The organism is Isoptericola sp. NPDC019571 (assembly GCF_044389385.1).
Lineage (GTDB): Bacteria > Actinomycetota > Actinomycetes > Actinomycetales > Cellulomonadaceae > Isoptericola > Isoptericola nanjingensis.
Genome location: NZ_JBIRXZ010000003.1, coordinates 254,135 through 269,772, shown reverse-complemented (window position 1 = coordinate 269,772; position 15,638 = coordinate 254,135). Strand labels below are relative to the sequence as shown.

At 74.9% G+C, this 15,638-nt stretch carries 15 protein-coding genes; 7 read left to right on the top strand and 8 right to left on the bottom strand.

All coding sequences use genetic code 11. The annotated features are described in order from the left end of the window. Positions 1 to 73: 73 nt before the first annotated feature. Both ACH443_RS07005 and ACH443_RS07000 read left to right on the top strand, forming a co-directional pair. The gene (locus tag ACH443_RS07005) at positions 74 to 1,108 is read left to right on the top strand and encodes a LacI family DNA-binding transcriptional regulator (protein ID WP_430589875.1); all 1,035 of its coding nucleotides are present in this window, start codon (positions 74 to 76) and stop codon (positions 1,106 to 1,108) included. Then, positions 1,105 to 2,721: a UxaA family hydrolase gene (locus ACH443_RS07000; protein ID WP_429764052.1), complete on the top strand. Its 1,617-nt coding sequence runs from the start codon at positions 1,105 to 1,107 to the stop codon at positions 2,719 to 2,721. Before ACH443_RS07005 ends, ACH443_RS07000 begins: the two co-directional genes overlap by 4 nt. Before the next feature lie 31 nt (positions 2,722 to 2,752). On the opposite strand, the gene ACH443_RS06995 is transcribed toward ACH443_RS07000, so the two are convergent. Beyond that, positions 2,753 to 3,340, bottom strand: coding sequence for a TetR/AcrR family transcriptional regulator (locus ACH443_RS06995; RefSeq protein ID WP_430589874.1), 588 nt, complete (start codon positions 3,338 to 3,340; stop codon positions 2,753 to 2,755). A 71-nt stretch (positions 3,341 to 3,411) separates the two neighbouring features. Between ACH443_RS06995 and ACH443_RS06990 the strand changes: the two genes are divergently transcribed. Next, positions 3,412 to 3,840, top strand: coding sequence for a VOC family protein (locus tag ACH443_RS06990; RefSeq protein WP_430589873.1), 429 nt, complete (start codon positions 3,412 to 3,414; stop codon positions 3,838 to 3,840). Here ACH443_RS06990 and ACH443_RS06985 read toward each other — a convergent pair. Then, entirely contained in the window at positions 3,837 to 4,475 is a 639-nt protein-coding gene (locus ACH443_RS06985; protein ID WP_430557419.1) for a maleylpyruvate isomerase family mycothiol-dependent enzyme, read from the bottom strand. The two genes, ACH443_RS06990 and ACH443_RS06985, sit on opposite strands and share 4 nt — an antisense overlap. 115 nt (positions 4,476 to 4,590) lie before the next feature. Here ACH443_RS06985 and ACH443_RS06980 point away from each other — a divergent pair, with 115 nt between their 5' ends. The 3 genes from ACH443_RS06980 (at position 4,591) to ACH443_RS06970 (ending at position 7,845) form a co-directional block, all read left to right on the top strand. Continuing rightward, on the top strand, positions 4,591 to 5,385 hold the full coding sequence (locus ACH443_RS06980) for an HAD hydrolase family protein (RefSeq protein WP_430589872.1): 795 nt from the start codon (positions 4,591 to 4,593) through the stop codon (positions 5,383 to 5,385). A gap of 98 nt (positions 5,386 to 5,483) precedes the next feature. After that, complete coding sequence (locus ACH443_RS06975) at positions 5,484 to 5,813, top strand: cupin (RefSeq protein ID WP_430589871.1); 330 nt, start codon at positions 5,484 to 5,486, stop codon at positions 5,811 to 5,813. Positions 5,814 to 5,928: 115 nt separating this feature from the next. Next, the gene (locus ACH443_RS06970; RefSeq protein ID WP_430589870.1) at positions 5,929 to 7,845 is read left to right on the top strand and encodes a rhamnogalacturonan lyase; all 1,917 of its coding nucleotides are present in this window, start codon (positions 5,929 to 5,931) and stop codon (positions 7,843 to 7,845) included. 33 nt (positions 7,846 to 7,878) lie between these two features. On the opposite strand, the gene ACH443_RS06965 is transcribed toward ACH443_RS06970, so the two are convergent. From ACH443_RS06965 to ACH443_RS06950, 4 genes are read right to left on the bottom strand one after another with little or no spacing between them, the layout of a single operon-like run. After that, positions 7,879 to 9,264 (bottom strand): aldehyde dehydrogenase family protein, encoded by a 1,386-nt coding sequence (locus ACH443_RS06965; RefSeq protein WP_430589869.1) that lies wholly within the window; start codon positions 9,262 to 9,264, stop codon positions 7,879 to 7,881. Further along, complete coding sequence (doeA, locus tag ACH443_RS06960; protein WP_430557415.1) at positions 9,261 to 10,508, bottom strand: ectoine hydrolase; 1,248 nt, start codon at positions 10,506 to 10,508, stop codon at positions 9,261 to 9,263. Before doeA ends, ACH443_RS06965 begins: the two co-directional genes overlap by 4 nt. Positions 10,509 to 10,551: 43 nt before the next feature. After that, entirely contained in the window at positions 10,552 to 11,799 is a 1,248-nt protein-coding gene (locus ACH443_RS06955) for an aspartate aminotransferase family protein (protein ID WP_430589868.1), read from the bottom strand. Positions 11,800 to 11,831: 32 nt separating this feature from the next. Next, entirely contained in the window at positions 11,832 to 12,854 is a 1,023-nt protein-coding gene (locus tag ACH443_RS06950; RefSeq protein ID WP_430589867.1) for a GlxA family transcriptional regulator, read from the bottom strand. Positions 12,855 to 12,969: 115 nt separating this feature from the next. Here ACH443_RS06950 and ACH443_RS06945 point away from each other — a divergent pair, with 115 nt between their 5' ends. Then, positions 12,970 to 13,740 carry an NAD(P)H-dependent oxidoreductase gene (locus tag ACH443_RS06945; protein WP_429764041.1) on the top strand — a complete coding sequence of 257 codons (771 nt, stop codon included), beginning with the start codon at positions 12,970 to 12,972 and terminating at the stop codon, positions 13,738 to 13,740. A 9-nt stretch (positions 13,741 to 13,749) separates the two neighbouring features. On the opposite strand, the gene ACH443_RS06940 is transcribed toward ACH443_RS06945, so the two are convergent. Next, positions 13,750 to 14,973, bottom strand: a complete 1,224-nt coding sequence (locus ACH443_RS06940; protein WP_430589866.1) for an MFS transporter — start codon at positions 14,971 to 14,973, stop codon at positions 13,750 to 13,752. A gap of 56 nt (positions 14,974 to 15,029) precedes the next feature. Beyond that, positions 15,030 to 15,638 (bottom strand): class I SAM-dependent methyltransferase, encoded by a 609-nt coding sequence (locus ACH443_RS06935; protein ID WP_430589865.1) that lies wholly within the window; start codon positions 15,636 to 15,638, stop codon positions 15,030 to 15,032.

Sequence of the window (15,638 nt, the reverse complement as noted above, 5' to 3'; positions counted from 1 at the left end):
CGGGTAGGGTGTGGAACACGCTGGAACCGGTTCCAGTCGATCGTCCACCCCGACGCAGCCCCGGGAGGCCCGCGTGGTCACGCTCCGCGACGTCGCTCGCGCGGCGGGCGTCTCGCTCGCCACCGCGTCGCGCGCGATGAGCGACGCGCCGCACGTGTCGGCGGCCAACCGCGCCCAGGTGGCCCGGGCCGCGGAGTCGCTCGGCTACCGGCCCCACCCCGCAGCCCGCGCGCTGACCACCGGCAGCACGGGCACGGTCGGCCTGGTCGTGCCCGACCTCGCCAACCCGTTCTTCGCGGCTGTCGCCAAGGGCGTGCAGGCGCGGGCCCGGGAGACGGGTCGCGAGGTCCTCGTCGCCGACACCGACGAGGACGTCACCGTCGAGCCCGACGTCATCACCCGGCTCGGCGACCGGGTCGACGGGCTCGTGCTCTGCTCGCCACGCCTGCCCGCCGACCGGCTCGGGCCGCTGCTGGCGGCCGCGGACGGCCCGGTCGCGCTGGTCAACCGCGAGGCGCCCGACGCGCCGTCGGTCTCCTTCGACATCGCCGACGGGGTGCGCCAGGCGCTCGACCACCTGCGCGCCCTGGGGCACGACGTCGTCGCCTATGCCGGCGGCCCGCGCTCCTCGTGGTCGGACGCCGAGCGGCGGACGGCGCTGGCCAGGCTCTCGACGGGCACGACCGGCGACGCCGTGCTGGACCTCGGCAGCTTCCGGCCGACGCACGGGGGCGGCGTCCAGGCCGCGGACCTCGCGCTCGCCGCCGGCGCCACGGCGGTGCTGTGCTTCAACGACCTCGTCGCCCTCGGCGTCCTGGCCCGGCTGCACGCGCGCGGGGTCGCCACGCCCGCCGACGTGTCCGTCGTCGGGTTCGACGACGTCGCCGCCGCGTCGCTCGTGACTCCCGCCCTGACCACCGTCGCCGTCCCGCTGGCCCGGGCCGGACGGGTCGCCGTCGACCTGCTGGCCGGCGGCTCCCCCGAGCCCGAGCACCGCCGACTGTCCGTCGAGCTCGTCGTGCGCGCGTCCACCGCGCCGGCGTCTCCCGCCCCCGCCGTCACCGACTCCCGTCCCCTCTCCACCGATCCCGAGGTCGCGATCCGATGAGCACCGCCCCGCACCACCCGCTGCTGCCGCTCGCGGCGACCCCCACGCCGGGCGCGCCGGCCGATCCGCCGCTGCCGGACGTCGTCGACCTCGCCGACGTCGCGCTGCTGCTGCGGCCGGCCGACGACGTCGCCGTCACGACGCGCCAGGTGCCCGCAGGCACCACCGTGCGCCTGCCCGACGGCACCGAGGCGACCACCCGCTCCACCCTGCCCCGGGGGCACAAGCTCGCCGTCCGCCCCGTGGCGGCCGGCACGGAGGTGCGCAAGTACGGGCAGTCCATCGGCCGCGCGACGAGGGACGTCGCGCCGGGCGACCACGTGCACACGCACAACCTGGGCATGGACGACGGCGCGCGCGAGTACGAGTTCGGCACCGCGCGCACCACGCTCCCCGAGCCCACGACGCGCCGCACGTTCCAGGGCTACCGCCGCTCGGACGGCCGCTGGGGCACCCGCAACTACGTCGGCATCCTCACGTCCGTGAACTGCTCGGCGTCCACCGCCCGGATGATCGCGGACCAGTTCCGCGGCCCGGTGCTCGACGCCTACCCCCACGTCGACGGCGTCGTCGCGCTCACGCACGACACCGGCTGCGGCCTGGTCCCGACGTCGGAAGGCGCGCAGGTCACCCTGCGCACGCTGCGCGGGTACGCGTCCCACGCGAACATGGCCGGGCTGCTCGTCGTCGGGCTCGGCTGCGAGATGCTGCCCGCCGCCTCCGTGCTCGACGGCCTGGAGCTGCGCGACGACCTGCCCGTGCGCACGCTCACCATCCAGGACACCGGCGGCATCCGCGCCACCGTGCGCGCGGGCGTCGCCGCCGTCACCGAGATGCTGCCCGCGATCGACGCGCTGCGACGCGAGGAGGCCCCCGCGTCCGAGCTCGTGCTGGGCCTCAACTGCGGCGGCTCCGACGGGTTCTCGGGGATCACGGCCAACCCCGCGCTCGGCCACGCCTCCGACCTGCTCGTCGCGCAGGGCGGCACGTCGATCCTCGCCGAGACGCCCGAGGTGTTCGGCGCCGAGCACCTGCTGCTGCGCCGAGCCGTGTCGCGGGAGGTGGGCCAGCGCCTGCTCGACCGGCTCGACTGGTGGCAGGGCTACGCGGCGGCCGGCGGCGGCACGCTCGACAACAACCCGTCCCCCGGCAACAAGGCCGGCGGTCTCACGACCATCCTCGAGAAGTCGCTCGGCGCCGTCGCCAAGGCGGGCGCCGCCGACCTCGTCGCCGTCCACGAGTACGCCGAGCCCGTCACCGAGCGCGGCATGACCTTCATGGACACGCCCGGCTACGACCCGGTGTCCGTGACGGGCATCGTCGCGGGCGGCGCGAACGTCGTCGTCTTCACGACCGGGCGGGGCTCCGTCCTGGGCTGCAAGCCGTCGCCGTCGATCAAGGTCGCGACGAACTCCGACACCTACCGCCGCATGAGCGAGGACATGGACCTCGACGCCGGCCGGATCGTCGAGACCGGGCTGAGCGTCGAGGAGGTGGGCGAGGAGCTGTTCGAGAAGATCCTCGCCGTCGCGTCCGGGGAGCAGACCGTCTCGGAGGAGCTCGACCTGGGCGCCGACGAGTTCGTGCCCTGGCAGCTCGGCGCGGTCACCTGACGGGCCCCCGAACCCGGCAGGCCCACCGGGCTCAGGCCTCGATCCCGCGCAGCAGGCGGCGCAGCACGGCCCACGCCTGGTCGAGCGCGCGGTCGCGGTCGGGCGAGGCGGCCACCCAGAGGGCCGCCTCGTTCATGGCTCCGGACAGCAGGGCGGACGTGGCGGGCACGTCGGCGGCGCGCACCCGTCCGGCGTCCGCGAGCTCGCCGAGCACCTCGTCGAGCAACCGCCCCGAGCTCGCGGCGTCGTCCTCGCGCCAGCGCGCCCAGCCGAGCACGGCCGGCCCGTCGACGAGCACGACCTGCCGGGCGTCGTCGGCGACGACCGCCGACAGGAAGGCGCGGCAGCCCGCCTCGAGGCTCTCCCACAGGTCACCGAGGCCGTCGGTCGCGCGCTCGATCTCCGCGCCGACCGTCGCGGTCACGTCTGCGTGCACGGCGGCGAACAGCCCGGCGCGGCTGCCGTAGTGGTGGTACACGGCGCCCCGCGTCACGCCGCACGCCGCGGCGACCTCCTCGACCGCCACGGCGGCGTACCCCCGCTCCGCGTACAGCCCGCGTGCGGCGGCGAGGATCGCGGCCGCCGTCGCCTCGCTCTCCGCCCTCGTTCTCCTCGGCATGGTTGACAGGTTACCGACACCGTGAATGTATAGATACGTACATGCCGTACGTAAACCCTTCGGGAGTCGTCATGATCACCAGCCTGTACCCCGTCCTCGCCGTCTCGGACGTCCCGGGAGCCGCGCGCTTCTACGCCGACCTGCTCGGCATGACGCCGACGTTCTCCTCGGACTGGTACGTCAGCCTGCGCTCCGGCACGGCGGAGCTCGCCGTCGTCGACGCGGACCACGAGACGATCCCCGAGCCCGCCCGCGGCGCCCGCGCGGCCGGCGTCCTCGTCACTGCCGAGGTGGACGACGTCGACGCCGTGCACGCCCGCGTCCTCGCCGAGGGCGCGCATGACGTGCTGCTGCCGCTGCGCGACGAGGAGTTCGGCCAGCGGCACTTCATCGTGGCCGGGCCCGACGGCGTGCTCGTCGACGTCGTCACCCCGATCCCGCCGTCCGCCGAGTTCGCCGCCCTCTACGCCGGGGCCGGCGCCGAGGCCCAGGGCGCCTAGACCCGTTCGCGCACCCGCGCCAGCCCCTCACCCGCCAGCGCGTCGCAGAACACCCTCCGGCCCGCCAGCACCATGACGAGCGCGAGGGTGCTGCCGCGCACCACGGGGCCGTCGCCGTGCGCGAACGGGCCGTCGGTCGCCTCGAGGCGCAGGCCGCGCGCGACGCTCCGGCCGGGGACCGTGAAGTCGCGCGCGGCGAAGAAGCGCGCCACCTCGGTGGTCGCGGCGACCGGCGGCACGCGCGGGATGCCGAGCGGCGTGCGGACGTCCTGCCCGTGCACGACGACCTCGCCCAGCCACGCGGCCGTGTGCCCGCTCGGCGCGACCGTGCTGGTCGCGACGGCGCGGAAGCGCTCGAGCGTTTCGACGGGCGTCGCGCCGCGGTGCTCCGCCAGGCGCCGCGCATTGTGCAGGTCGGCGTCGAACCGCGCCCCGACGATGCTGCGCAGCCACGCCCACCGGCCGGTGCTCGCGCCCGCCGTGAGATGCGCGACGACGTCCTCCACGGTCCAGTCCCCGCACAGGGAAGGCCCGGCCCACGCCGCGTCGTCGAGCTCCCTGAGCTCGTCCGCGAGCGCCTCGCGCTCGGCACGGATCATGGACCAGGTCTCGGCGCGCGGGGTGCTCGTCGTCACGTGGGCAGCCAACCACGGGACACCGACGGCGCGGTTAGGCTCGACGGTGCCCACGACGACGCCGAAGACCTGGAGGACTGCGCCCGTGTCGGGTTCGATGAGTGACGGGGCGCGCGTGGCGTTCCTGGACGTGGACGGCACCTACGCGGACCACGGCGCGGTGCCGCCCGCGCACGAGGAGGCCGTCCGCGCCGCGCGGCGCGCCGGCCACCGGGTGCTGCTGTGCACGGGCCGCCCGGAGTCGATGCTGCCGCCGTCGCTCCTGGCGGCGGGCTTCGACGGCGTCGTGGCGGCGGCGGGCGCGTTCGTCCGGCTCGACGGCGAGGTCGTGGCCGACCTCCGCTTCCCCGACGACCTCGCGACGCGCGTGCGCCACGTGCTCGACGCCCACGACGTCGCGTACCTGCTGGAGACCCCCGACGCGGTGTACGGGCCGGTCGGCCTCGACGCCCGGCTCGCGGTCCGCGGGGACGCGGCACCCCACGAGATCCTCGACGTGCTGCGGATGCCCGGCGACCTCGCGGGCGTCCGGTACGCCAAGATCAGCTACTTCGACTCGCGCGTGCCGATCGCGGCGCTGCGTACCGAGCTCGGCCCCGAGGTCGGCATCCTCCCCTCGTCCTACGCGGACACGGGCGACAACGCCGGGGAGATCCACCTGGCCGGGGTGCACAAGGCGGTCGGGATGGCGGCCGTGATGGAGCACCTGGGGCTCACCGCCGCGCAGGCGGTCGGCGTCGGCGACGGGCACAACGACGTCGAGATGCTCCAGTACGCGGGCACCGCCGTGGCGGTCGAGGGCGCGCCGCCTGCCGTCCTCGCCGAGGCGGACTTCGTGGTGCCCGGGCCCGCGCGAGGCGGCGTCGCGGAGGCGTTCGCCCGGCTGGGGATGATCGACGGCGCCGCCTGACGCGCCACGCCCCCGACGCGCGGCGACCGCGGGTACGGTGAGGGCGGCTGGCCCGCGACGACGCGGACCCGCGTGCCGACCGACGGACGGAGCCCCTGATGGCCGACCTGGACGCCCTCACGACGACCCACATCGACAAGGCCCGCGCCGCCGAGAACGGTCGCAGCGCGGAGATCGTCGTGCACGACGGCCCGCTGCGGCAGACGATCCTGGCGCTGGTCGAGGGGATCGAGCTGGGCGAGCACAACTCGCCGCCCGCGGCCTCGGTCCTGGTGCTGCACGGGCGCGTGCGGGTGACCGCGCTCGACGGGAACGACGAGGTCCACGCCGGGCAGCTGCGCGTGCTGACCCACGAGCGGCACGCCGTCAGCGCGCTGGAGGACTCGGTCTTCCTCCTCACGACGGTGACCAGCATCCCCAAGCCCTGAGCGCCCGCCCTCCCGCGCGTCCCACGTCGTGAGACCTGGGGGTGACGCGAGCAACCGGTTTCTGGCAGCCTCGGTCCCGAACGGTGTGAATCGTCTCAACCGGAACGGAGCAACGATGCTGCCGACACTCCGCACGACCGCAGCCACCACCACGCTCGCCACCGCCGTGGGCGCGCTCTGCGCGCTCGCCCTCGCCTCCCCCGCCGTCGCCGCCGGCGCCGCCGGCGCCGCCGGCGACCCGCCTGCCCCCGCGGTGCCGACGTCCGCCGCGGACGCGTCGCCCGGCGGCCGGGCGGTGATCAGCACACCCACCGCCGACGGCAACCGCGTGAGCTGGCGCCTCCTGGCGTCCGACGGCGGCGACGCCGCGTTCCATGTCTACCGCGACGGCGTCCGGGTGCCCGGGCCCGCCGTGACCGGCGCGACGTCGTTCCTCGACCGCGGCGCGCCCGCCGACGCCCGCTACGCCGTCCTCGCCGTCGGGGACGGGGCCGCGCGTGCCGCGGCCGCACGGTCCGACGACCCCTCCGCCGAGGGAGCCGCCGGGCAGGTCGCCGGCGAGTCCCTGACGCTCGCGCCCGTCGCGGGCGCCGAGGCGAGCTCGCTCGACGTCCCGCTGGACGTGCCGCCCGCCGGCAGCGGCTACACCTACTCCGCGAACGACGCGTCGGTGGGCGACCTCGACGGCGACGGCGAGTACGAGATCGTCCTGAAGTGGGACCCGAGCAACGCCAAGGACAACTCGCAGTCCGGCGTCACGGGCAACGTCTACCTCGACGCCTACGAGCTCGACGGCGAGCGGCTGTGGCGCGTCGACCTCGGCCGCAACATCCGCGCCGGGGCGCACTACACGCAGTTCCAGGTGTACGACTACGACGGCGACGGCGCCGCGGAGGTCGCCGTGAAGACCGGCGACGGCACCGTCTCGGGCACCGGCCAGGTGATCGGGGACGGCGACGCCGACCACCGCAGCTCCAGCGGCTACGTGCTCAGCGGGCCCGAGTTCCTCTCGGTCTTCCGGGGCATCGACGGCGCCGAGCTCGACACCGTCGACTTCCGCCCCGCCCGCGGCAACGTCGGCGACTGGGGCGACACGTACGGCAACCGGGTGGACCGCTTCCTCGCGGGCACGGCGTACCTCGACGGGTCCCGGCCGAGCATCGTCATGGGGCGCGGCTACTACGCCAGGACGGCCGTCTCCGCGTGGGACTTCCGCGACGGGGCGCTCACCCGCCGCTGGACGTTCGACTCGAGCTCGTCGACCAACGGGCCCGACTGGACGGGCCGCGGAAACCATCAGCTGTCGATCGCGGACGTGGACGACGACGGCCGCGACGAGATCCTCTACGGGTCGATGGCGATCGACGACAACGGGAACGGGCTGTGGCAGAACGGCACCCACCACGGCGACGCGTACCACGTGAGCGACCTGGTGCCCTCGAACCCCGGGCTGGAGGTGTTCAAGCCGTCGGAGTCGGGCACCGACCCGGCCCACTGGGTGGCCGACGCCGCCACCGGCAGGATCCTCTCCAGCGCCCCCGCCGCCGGGTCCGACAACGGGCGCGGAGTGGCCGCGGACATCACCGCGGACAACCCCGGCGCCGAGGTCTGGTCGTCCAAGGTCTCCGGCCTGCGCAGCGCGACGGACGGCTCGGAGGTCGGCCGCAAGCCAGGCTCCACCAACTTCGTGATCTGGTGGGACGGCGACGGGCAGCGCGAGCTGCTGGACGACACCCACATCGACAAGTACGGCGCCAGCGGCGACACCCGCCTCCTCACGGGCGAGGGGGTCGCCTCGAACAACGGCACCAAGGCGACGCCGGCGCTCCAGGCCGACATCCTCGGCGACTGGCGCGAGGAGGTCATCTTCCGCACGACCGACTCCAGCGCGCTGCGGATCTACTCCACGGATATCCCGACCGCCATCGCGCACCCGTCCCTCATGGAGGACCGGCAGTACCGGCTGGCCGTCGCGTGGCAGAACACGGCGTACAACCAGCCGCCGCACCCCAGCTTCGCCACGGTGGACTGACGACCGTCCCCGCACGGTCGGCCCGCGCCGGGCTCAGCCCTGGCGCGGGCCGACCCACACCTGCTGCACGTTGACGAATTCCTTGATGCCGTGCGGGCCGAGCTCGCGCCCGTACCCGGAGCGCTTCACCCCGCCGCTGGGCAGCCGGGGGTCGGTCTTGACGATGCCGTTCACCGAGACCTGACCGGCCGCGATGTGGCGGGCCATCGCCTCGCCGCGCTCCGGCGTGGTCCAGACGCTCGCCGCCAGGCCGTAATCGGTGGCGTTGGCGGCCGTGAGCGCCGCGTCGGCGTCGCGCGCCCGCAGCACCGCCATCACGGGGCCGAAGGTCTCCTCGCAGGCGGCGGTCATGTCGTCGGTGACGTCGTCGAGGAGGGTGGGCGGGTAGAACCAGCCGGGGCCGTCGGGCAGCTCGCCGCCGAGCAGCAGCCGCGCCCCCGCCTGCACCGTCTGCGTGACCTGGCGGTGCAGGTTCTCGCGCAGGTCCGCGCGGGCGATCGGCCCCACCTGCGTGGCGGGGTCGCGCGGGTCGCCCACCTTCAGCGCGGCGAGCCGGTCCCGGAGCCGGTCGACCAGCGCGTCGTGCACGGCGTCCTCGACGATGATCCGCTTCGCGGCGATGCACGACTGGCCCGCGTTGATGATGCGCGACAGGGCGATGGTGTCGGCCGCGGCGTCCAGGTCGGCGTCGGCGAGGACCACGCACGGGTCGGAGCCGCCCAGCTCCAGCACGGCGGGCTTGATCTCGGCGGCCGCGACGCTCGCCACGGCCGACCCCCCGCGCGACGACCCGGTGAACGACACCGCCTGCACGCGCCGGTCGCGGATGACGCCGGCGACGTCCGCGGTCTCCAGCGGCAGGTTGAGGAACACGCCCTGCGGCGCGCCCGACGCCGACAGCGCCCGAGCGAACACGTCGCCGATCGCCTCCGCGCAGCCCGGCACGTGCGGGTCGTGCTTGAGCACGGCCGTGTTGCCCGCCATGAGGGCGGGCGCCGCGAAGCGCAGGGCCAGCCAGAACGGCGCGTTCCACGGCAGCACGCCGAGCACCGTGCCGAGCGGCAGGTGCTGCACGTAGCTGCGCGTCGCGTCGGAGGCGATGTCCTCGGTCGCCAGGTACGCCGCCGCGTGCTCGGCGTAGTGCTCCGCGCACCAGGCCGCCTTCTCCACCTCGCCGAGCGCCTCGGAGATCGGCTTGCCCATCTCCTGCGTCATGAGGGGCGCCAGCTCGTCGGCCCGCGCGCGCAGGTCCGCCGCCACCGCGTGCAGCACCTCGGCGCGCCCGTCGAGCCCCCGGTCCCGCCACGCGGACCGTGCCGCCTCGGCGGCCGCCAGGGTGGTGTCCACCTCGCCCGGCGTCGCCGCCGGGACCTCGCGGACCACCTCGCCCGTGCTCGGGTCGGTCGCGATCAGCATCATGCGGTCTCCTCCTCGGTGGCGTCCGTGGTCGTGTCCTGCACGAGCGCGAGGGGCTCGGCCTCCGCCCTCCCCGCGGCGTGCTCGGGCTTGCAGGTGAAGTCCTCGGCCAGGGTGAAGAACGACTCGCACCCGTCGGCCGTCACCCGGACCGTGTCGGAGATGCCGACGGTCTTGTCGCCGTCGACGCCCCACATCCACGGGATGATGTGGAACGTCATCCCCTCCCGGAGCACGCGCGGGTCCCCCTGGTTGAGGCTGACGATGTAGCCCTCGTCCCAGCTGGGCGGGAACGCGATGCCGATCGAGTAACCCGACCGGGTCACCAGCCGTGCGCCGACGCCGTTGTCCGAGATGATGTTCCGCACGATGTTGTCGGCGTCGGACACGGTGAGCCCGGGCCGGATGGCCGCCTTGACCTCCGCGAGCGCCAGCTTCATCCGCTCCTGCGCCACCAGCATGCTGCGCGACAGGTCGTCGAGCACCACGGTCCGCATCATCGCCGTGTGGTACCGCCGGAAGCAGCCGCCGACCTCGAGGAAGACGTGCTCCCCGGGCTGCACGGTGCGACCCTCCCAGGTCGCGTGCCCGATCATGCTGCGCGGCCCGGAGGTGACGTACGGCATCACGGCCGGGAACTCCCCGCCCGAGCGGAACATCGCCGACGCGATCTCGGCCGCGATCTCGTTCTCCGTCACCCCCGCGGCGACCGCCTCGATGCCCGCCGCCATCCCGACCTCCGTGGCGCGCGCGGCCCGCCGCATGACGGCGATCTCGGCGTCCGACTTGGTCACGCGCCCCTCCTCCACGATGCCGAAGCAGTCGAGCAGGCGGCCGTCGGTGAACGAGTTGTGGATGTAGTCCTGGTGGTAGGCCGGGAAGTAGTAGCTGTTGCGCTCGTACCCGACGTCCTTCGTGTCGAGGCCGAACTCGCGCAGAGACTGCACCAGGCTCTGGATGGCGTCGCCCGTGTCCGGATAGGGGCGGGTCAGCTCCACCCACGTGCGGGCGTGCACGTTCGACTCCTCCATGGCGCGCGTGATCATGAACGGCTCGTCCTCGAGCGGCACGACCAGCGCCTGGAAGAAGGAGTACCCCGTGGTCTGGTAGTCCGTGAGGTACATGAGGTTCTCGGGGTCGGTGATGACCACCGCGTCCAGCATCCGCTCCGCCATGCGGCGGCGCAGATCGCCGAGGCGCCTCGCGTACTCCTCGAACGGGAACGTCATGTCGTCGCGCTGCCGCATGCCGGCCTCCTTCAGCTGCTGTCGCACGCCCCCGGGCGGGGCGCTAGAGGGTGTCGCGCACCGCCCCCGCGAGGATCTCCAGGCCCTCGTCGAGGTCGTCGTCGGAGATGGTCAGGGGCGGGATGAGCTTGAGCACGCGGCCGCCGCTGCCGCACGGGCCGATGAGCAGCCCCCGGGCGAAGCACTCGGCCGCGACCGCCTTGGCGAACGCGCCGTCGACGACGTCGAGGCCCTGGATCATGCCGCGGCCGCGCACGGTGAACCCGCGGTCGGAGGCCGCGGCGGCGAGCCCGTCCAGCACCGACACCATCCGCTCGGCCTTGGCGTGCACCTGGGTCATGAGCTCGTCGTCGTCGAAGTACGTCAGCGCCTCGCGCCCGGCCACGAACGACAGGCCCTGGCCGCGGAAGGTGCCGGTGTGCTCCCCCGGCGCCCAGTGCGCGTCCAGCTCGGGCCGGTTGAGGTTCATCGCCAGGGGCGTCCCGTAGCCGCCGATCCCCTTGGCGAGGCACACGACGTCGGGGTCGAGCCCCATGCCGTCGAAGCTGAAGTAGCTGCCGGTGCGGCCGCAGCCCACCTGGATCTCGTCGATGACGAACAGCGCCCCGACGTCGCGGGCGAGGCGCTGCACGGCGTGCAGCCACTCAGCGCTCGCCACGTTGACGCCGCCCTCGGCCTGGATCGTCTCGACGACGAACGCCGCCGGGGGCAGCAGCCCGCTCGACACGTCGGCGAGCTGCGCCCGGTAGGCCTCGAGCGACGCGAGACCGCCCCCGGGAGCGGTCTCGAAGGGCAGCCGGTGCACGTTCTCCAGGGGCACTCCGGCGGCCCGGCGGAAGACGTCGTTGCCCGTGAGCGCGAGCGACCCGAGGGTCATGCCGTGGAACCCGTGCGTGAAGGCGACCACCTCGCGCCGCCCGGTGACCTTGCGGGCGAGCTTGAGCGCCGCCTCGACGGCGTTGCTGCCGGTGGGGCCCATGAACTGCAGCCTCATCGTCATGCCGCGCGGCTCCAGCACCGTGGAGACGAACTTCGTGATGAAGTCGCGTTTCGTGGTGGTCGCCATGTCGAGGCTGTGCGCGACGCCGTCGGCCTCGAGGAACTCGATCATCGCGCGTTTCATGCGCGGGTTGTTGTGCCCGAAGTTCAGCACGCCCGCGCCGGCGAAGAAGTCGACGTAGCTACGGCCGGCCTCGTCCACCTGCCGCGCGTTCGACGCCGAGGCGAACACCGTGGGGTACGTGCGGCTGTACCCCCGGATCTCGGATTCCCACTTCTCGAAGACCTCCATCAACCAGATGTAGGTGCCCGAGGCCCGCCCCGTCAAGCAACTCGCGGGACGACCTTCGTGACGTTCTGATGTCGCGGGCCGGGGCCGAAGGTCGCGCGGTAGGCGGCGGGCGAGACGCCCAGCGCCCGCGCGAAGTGCTGGCGCAGCGACGCCCCGGTGCCGAACCCGGCCTGGCGCGCGACGGCGTCCACGGCGAGATCGGTGCGTTCCAGCAGGTCGCGCGCGCGCAGCAGGCGCTGCTGCAGCAGCCACGCCCCGGGCGAGACGCCGACCTCCCGGCGGAACCGGCGCGTGAAGGTCCGCGTGCTCATCGACGCGTGCCGGGCGAGGTCGTCCAGCGAGAGCGGCTCGTCGAGGTGCTCGAGCGCCCACGACCGCGCAGGGCCGGTGTGGTCGCCTGCCGGCTCGGGCACGGGGGCGTCCACGTACTGCGCCTGGCCGCCGTCGCGGAAGGGCGGCACGACGGTGCGCCGCGCGACGTCGTTCGCGACCGACGCGCCGTGGTCGGAGCGGATCAGGTGCAGGCACAGGTCGATCCCGGCCGCCTCGCCGGCCGACGTGAAGACGCGGCCGTCCTCGGTGAACAGCACGTCCGGGTGCAGGTCCACCCTCGGGAACGCCTGCCGGAACCGGTCCGCCGACAGCCAGTGCGTCGTCGCGCGTCGCCCGTCGAGCAGCCCGGCGCGTGCGAGCGCGAACGCCCCGGTGCAGATGGACGCGACCCGCGCGTCCGGGCGGACGGTCGCCAGCAGGTCGGGGGTGACGCCGTCGCCCTCGTCGACGTCGTCCAGCGCGTGCGACGCCGGCACGACGACGGTGTCGGCGAGCGCGAGCACGTCCGGGCCGTGCGGGACGTCGATCGTGAAGTCCGCGTCGGTCCGCACGGGTCCCCGTGCAGCCGCGCACGTGCGCACGTCGTAGAGCCGCTCGCCGCCGGCGTCGCGCGCGACGCCGAAGAGCTGGTGCACCGCGCCGAGCTCGAGCGGCATCACGCCGTCGCGCACCAGCACCGCGACGAGGTGCCGGCGGGGTGCGCGCGTCCGTCGGGCAGGCATGGCCTGATCCTTGCACATCATGGCCTCCCGGCCACTGGTCGCCCGGTGGCCTGCCCGGCACCCTGGAGGGACGGGCGGCCGACCGGCGCCCGACCCCGACGGGAAGGACGGTCCGATGCGGGTGCTGTGGGTGCTGGCCCATCCGGAACCGCGGTCGCTCACGGCGCGGCTGCGGGACGAGGGGGTCCGCGCGCTGCGCGGGGCCGGGCACGAGGTGGTCGAGTCCGACCTGTACGCGATGGGCTGGAACCCCGTGGTGACGGCCGCCGACTTCGGCGACGCCGTGGGCGACGGCGACCGGCTCGACGTTGCGGGCGCCTCGGAGCGCGCGCTGCGCGGCGGCACGCTCGCGCCCGACATCCGGGCCGAGCACGACAAGCTCGCCCGGGCCGACACCGTCGTCGTGCAGTTCCCCCTGTGGTGGCACGGCACGCCCGCGATCCTCAAGGGCTGGCTCGACCGGGTGCTGGTGCAGGGCTACGCGTACAACGTGCGCGACCGCGCCGGCCGCACCCGCCGGTACGGCGACGGCGGGCTGGCCGGCCGCCGCGCGCTCGCCGTGGTCACCGTCGGGGCGGGCACCGGGCTCGGCCCGCGCGGCCTGCACGGCGACCTCGCGGAGGTGCTGTTCCCGCTGCTGCACGGCACGTTCTGGTACACGGGCATGCAGGTGGCCGAGCCGGTGCTCGTGCCCGGCGCGAGCCGCCTGGACGACGCCGGCTTCGCCGCGGCCTCGGACGGCCTGCGCCGCCGGCTGCTCGCGCTGCCGGACGGGCCTCTCGTGCCCTACCGGCGCCAGGACGGCGGGGACTACGACGGGCACGGGGAGCTGCGCGACGCGGTGGCGCCCGGCGGCCGCGGGCTGGGCGTGCACCTGCGCGCGTGAGGTGTCGGCTCAGGTCCGCCCGCGCCGGGGCGGCACGAGGTTCGCGAGCGAGGAGTACCGCGGCACCCAGCGCGCGAGGGCGGCAGCGGACGCGCCGCCGAGCATGGCGGTGGCCCACACCCCGGCGGCGAGCGAGCCCAGCGCCGCCCCCGCCGACAGGATCAGCGGGCCGAGCGCGTCGCCCGTGTCCTGGAAGAGCCGCCACACGCTGAGGAACGTGGGCCGCACCGCGGCGGGTGCGACGTCGGCGCCCAGCGTCATGACGATGCCCGAGCCCATGCCGTTGCCCACACCGAGCAGGGCGGCGACCACGGCGAGCGCTCCCGCGGTGTGCGCGAACGGCAGCACCGCCAGCCCCACCGCCATCGTGAGCATGGACGGGACCGCCACCCACAGCCGCCCGAACCGGTCCATCACCTTGCCCGCCGGGTAGAACAGCAGCATGTCCAGGGCGCCCGAGACGCCGAAGACGAGCGACGTCACCTCGGCGTCGAGCCCCAGGTGCTCGCCCCACAGCGGGATGACGGTCTGGCGTGCGCCGCGCACGGCGCTCACCAGCAGGATGGCGACGCCGAGGGTCGCGAACAGCTGCCGGTGCTCGCGCGCGACCGCGGCGATGGACACGCGCTGCCCGCCGGCGGGCCGCGGCAACGGGGCGTCGGCCCGCGGCTCCGGCCGCACCAGGGCGATGACCAGCACCGCCACCAGGGCTGAGCCGGTGCCCAGCCAGAACGCGCCGTGCAGCGACGTCGCGGCGATCACGGCGGCGCCGGCGAACGGCCCCAGGAACAGGCCGATGCGGTGCACCCCGGCGAGCGTCGACATGACGCGCGCCCGCCGCAGCGGCGGCGTGATCTCCGTGAGGTACGCCTGCCGGGCGAGGTTGAACACGGCGTTCGCCGCGCCGAGGGCGAGCACGCCCAGCGCCAGGCCCCACAGCGCCGAGGACAGCGCGATCGTCGTGAACGCCACGACGGCGACGCTGCCGGCGACCAGCATCGCCACCCGGTCGCCGAGGCGCTGGGAGAGGGCGCCGGCCGGCAGGTCGAAGGCGATCTTGCCGAGCGGCAGCAGCGCGGCCACGAGCCCGGCGACCGTGAGGGTCGCGCCGCGGCCGGTGGCGGTGACCGCCACGACCGGCAGCAGCGCGCCGATGCCGATCTCCAGCACCAGGGTGGGGAGGAACGCCCCGAGGACGACGCTACGGAAGGGGAAGAGGGGCGGGGACGGCACGCCCCCTTCCTATCGCACGGGACCTGTCCGAGGCCCGTCCGTTCACGGACGTCTCGTCACGCGCGCCGCGTCGTGAGGAGCAGCGCCGGCAGGCTGAGCTCTTCCCCCGCGGTGCGCGCGGCGATCTCGGCGTCCGAGACCACCGTGGCCGACCACGCGGGCCCCTCGAACGCCGCGCGCAGCCGGGCGCCGGTCGTGCCCCAGCCCAGCCCGGCGTCCACGGACATCGCGAGCACGGCGACGACTGCGTCGGGCCGGCAGATCGCCTCCAGCCCCGCCACGTAGGCCGCGCGGCCGGCGTCGTCCAGGGTGTGCAGCAGCCCCGAGTCGAGGACGGTCCGCGGCCGGAGGTCCAGGCGGTCGAGCCGGCGGGCGTCCGCGACCTCGAAGCGCACCTCGCCCGGCGGGTCGAGGATCGACTCCGCGGCCCGCTCCCGCGCGCGGGAGATCGCGTGCGCCGCGGCGTCCACGCCCACCACCCGGTGGCCCGCCCGAGCGACGGCGAGAGCCAGCACGCCCGTGCCGCACCCGACGTCGAGGACCGGGTCCGCGAGCACCGACCGGCGCACGAGCGCCAGGAGCGCGGGCTGCGGACGGCCGATCTCCCACGGCGGCGGGGCGTCGGCGGCGTACAGGGCGTCGAAATCGTGCACCTGGCGGGCCAT

What these genes read in the sequence shown, in the direction of transcription:
- ACH443_RS07000 (WP_429764052.1), top strand. Translation starts at nt 1,105, where the DNA reads ATGAGCACCGCCCCGCACCACCCGCTGCTGCCGCTCGCGGCGACCCCC.
- ACH443_RS06995 (WP_430589874.1), bottom strand. Translation starts at nt 3,340, where the DNA reads ATGCCGAGGAGAACGAGGGCGGAGAGCGAGGCGACGGCGGCCGCGATC.
- ACH443_RS06990 (WP_430589873.1), top strand. Translation starts at nt 3,412, where the DNA reads ATGATCACCAGCCTGTACCCCGTCCTCGCCGTCTCGGACGTCCCGGGA.
- ACH443_RS06975 (WP_430589871.1), top strand. Translation starts at nt 5,484, where the DNA reads ATGGCCGACCTGGACGCCCTCACGACGACCCACATCGACAAGGCCCGC.
- ACH443_RS06970 (WP_430589870.1), top strand. Translation starts at nt 5,929, where the DNA reads ATGCTGCCGACACTCCGCACGACCGCAGCCACCACCACGCTCGCCACC.
- ACH443_RS06965 (WP_430589869.1), bottom strand. Translation starts at nt 9,264, where the DNA reads ATGATGCTGATCGCGACCGACCCGAGCACGGGCGAGGTGGTCCGCGAG.
- doeA (WP_430557415.1), bottom strand. Translation starts at nt 10,508, where the DNA reads ATGCGGCAGCGCGACGACATGACGTTCCCGTTCGAGGAGTACGCGAGG.
- ACH443_RS06955 (WP_430589868.1), bottom strand. Translation starts at nt 11,799, where the DNA reads ATGGAGGTCTTCGAGAAGTGGGAATCCGAGATCCGGGGGTACAGCCGC.
- ACH443_RS06950 (WP_430589867.1), bottom strand. Translation starts at nt 12,854, where the DNA reads ATGCCTGCCCGACGGACGCGCGCACCCCGCCGGCACCTCGTCGCGGTG.
- ACH443_RS06945 (WP_429764041.1), top strand. Translation starts at nt 12,970, where the DNA reads ATGCGGGTGCTGTGGGTGCTGGCCCATCCGGAACCGCGGTCGCTCACG.
- ACH443_RS06935 (WP_430589865.1), bottom strand. Translation starts at nt 15,638, where the DNA reads ATGGCCCGCCAGGTGCACGATTTCGACGCCCTGTACGCCGCCGACGCC.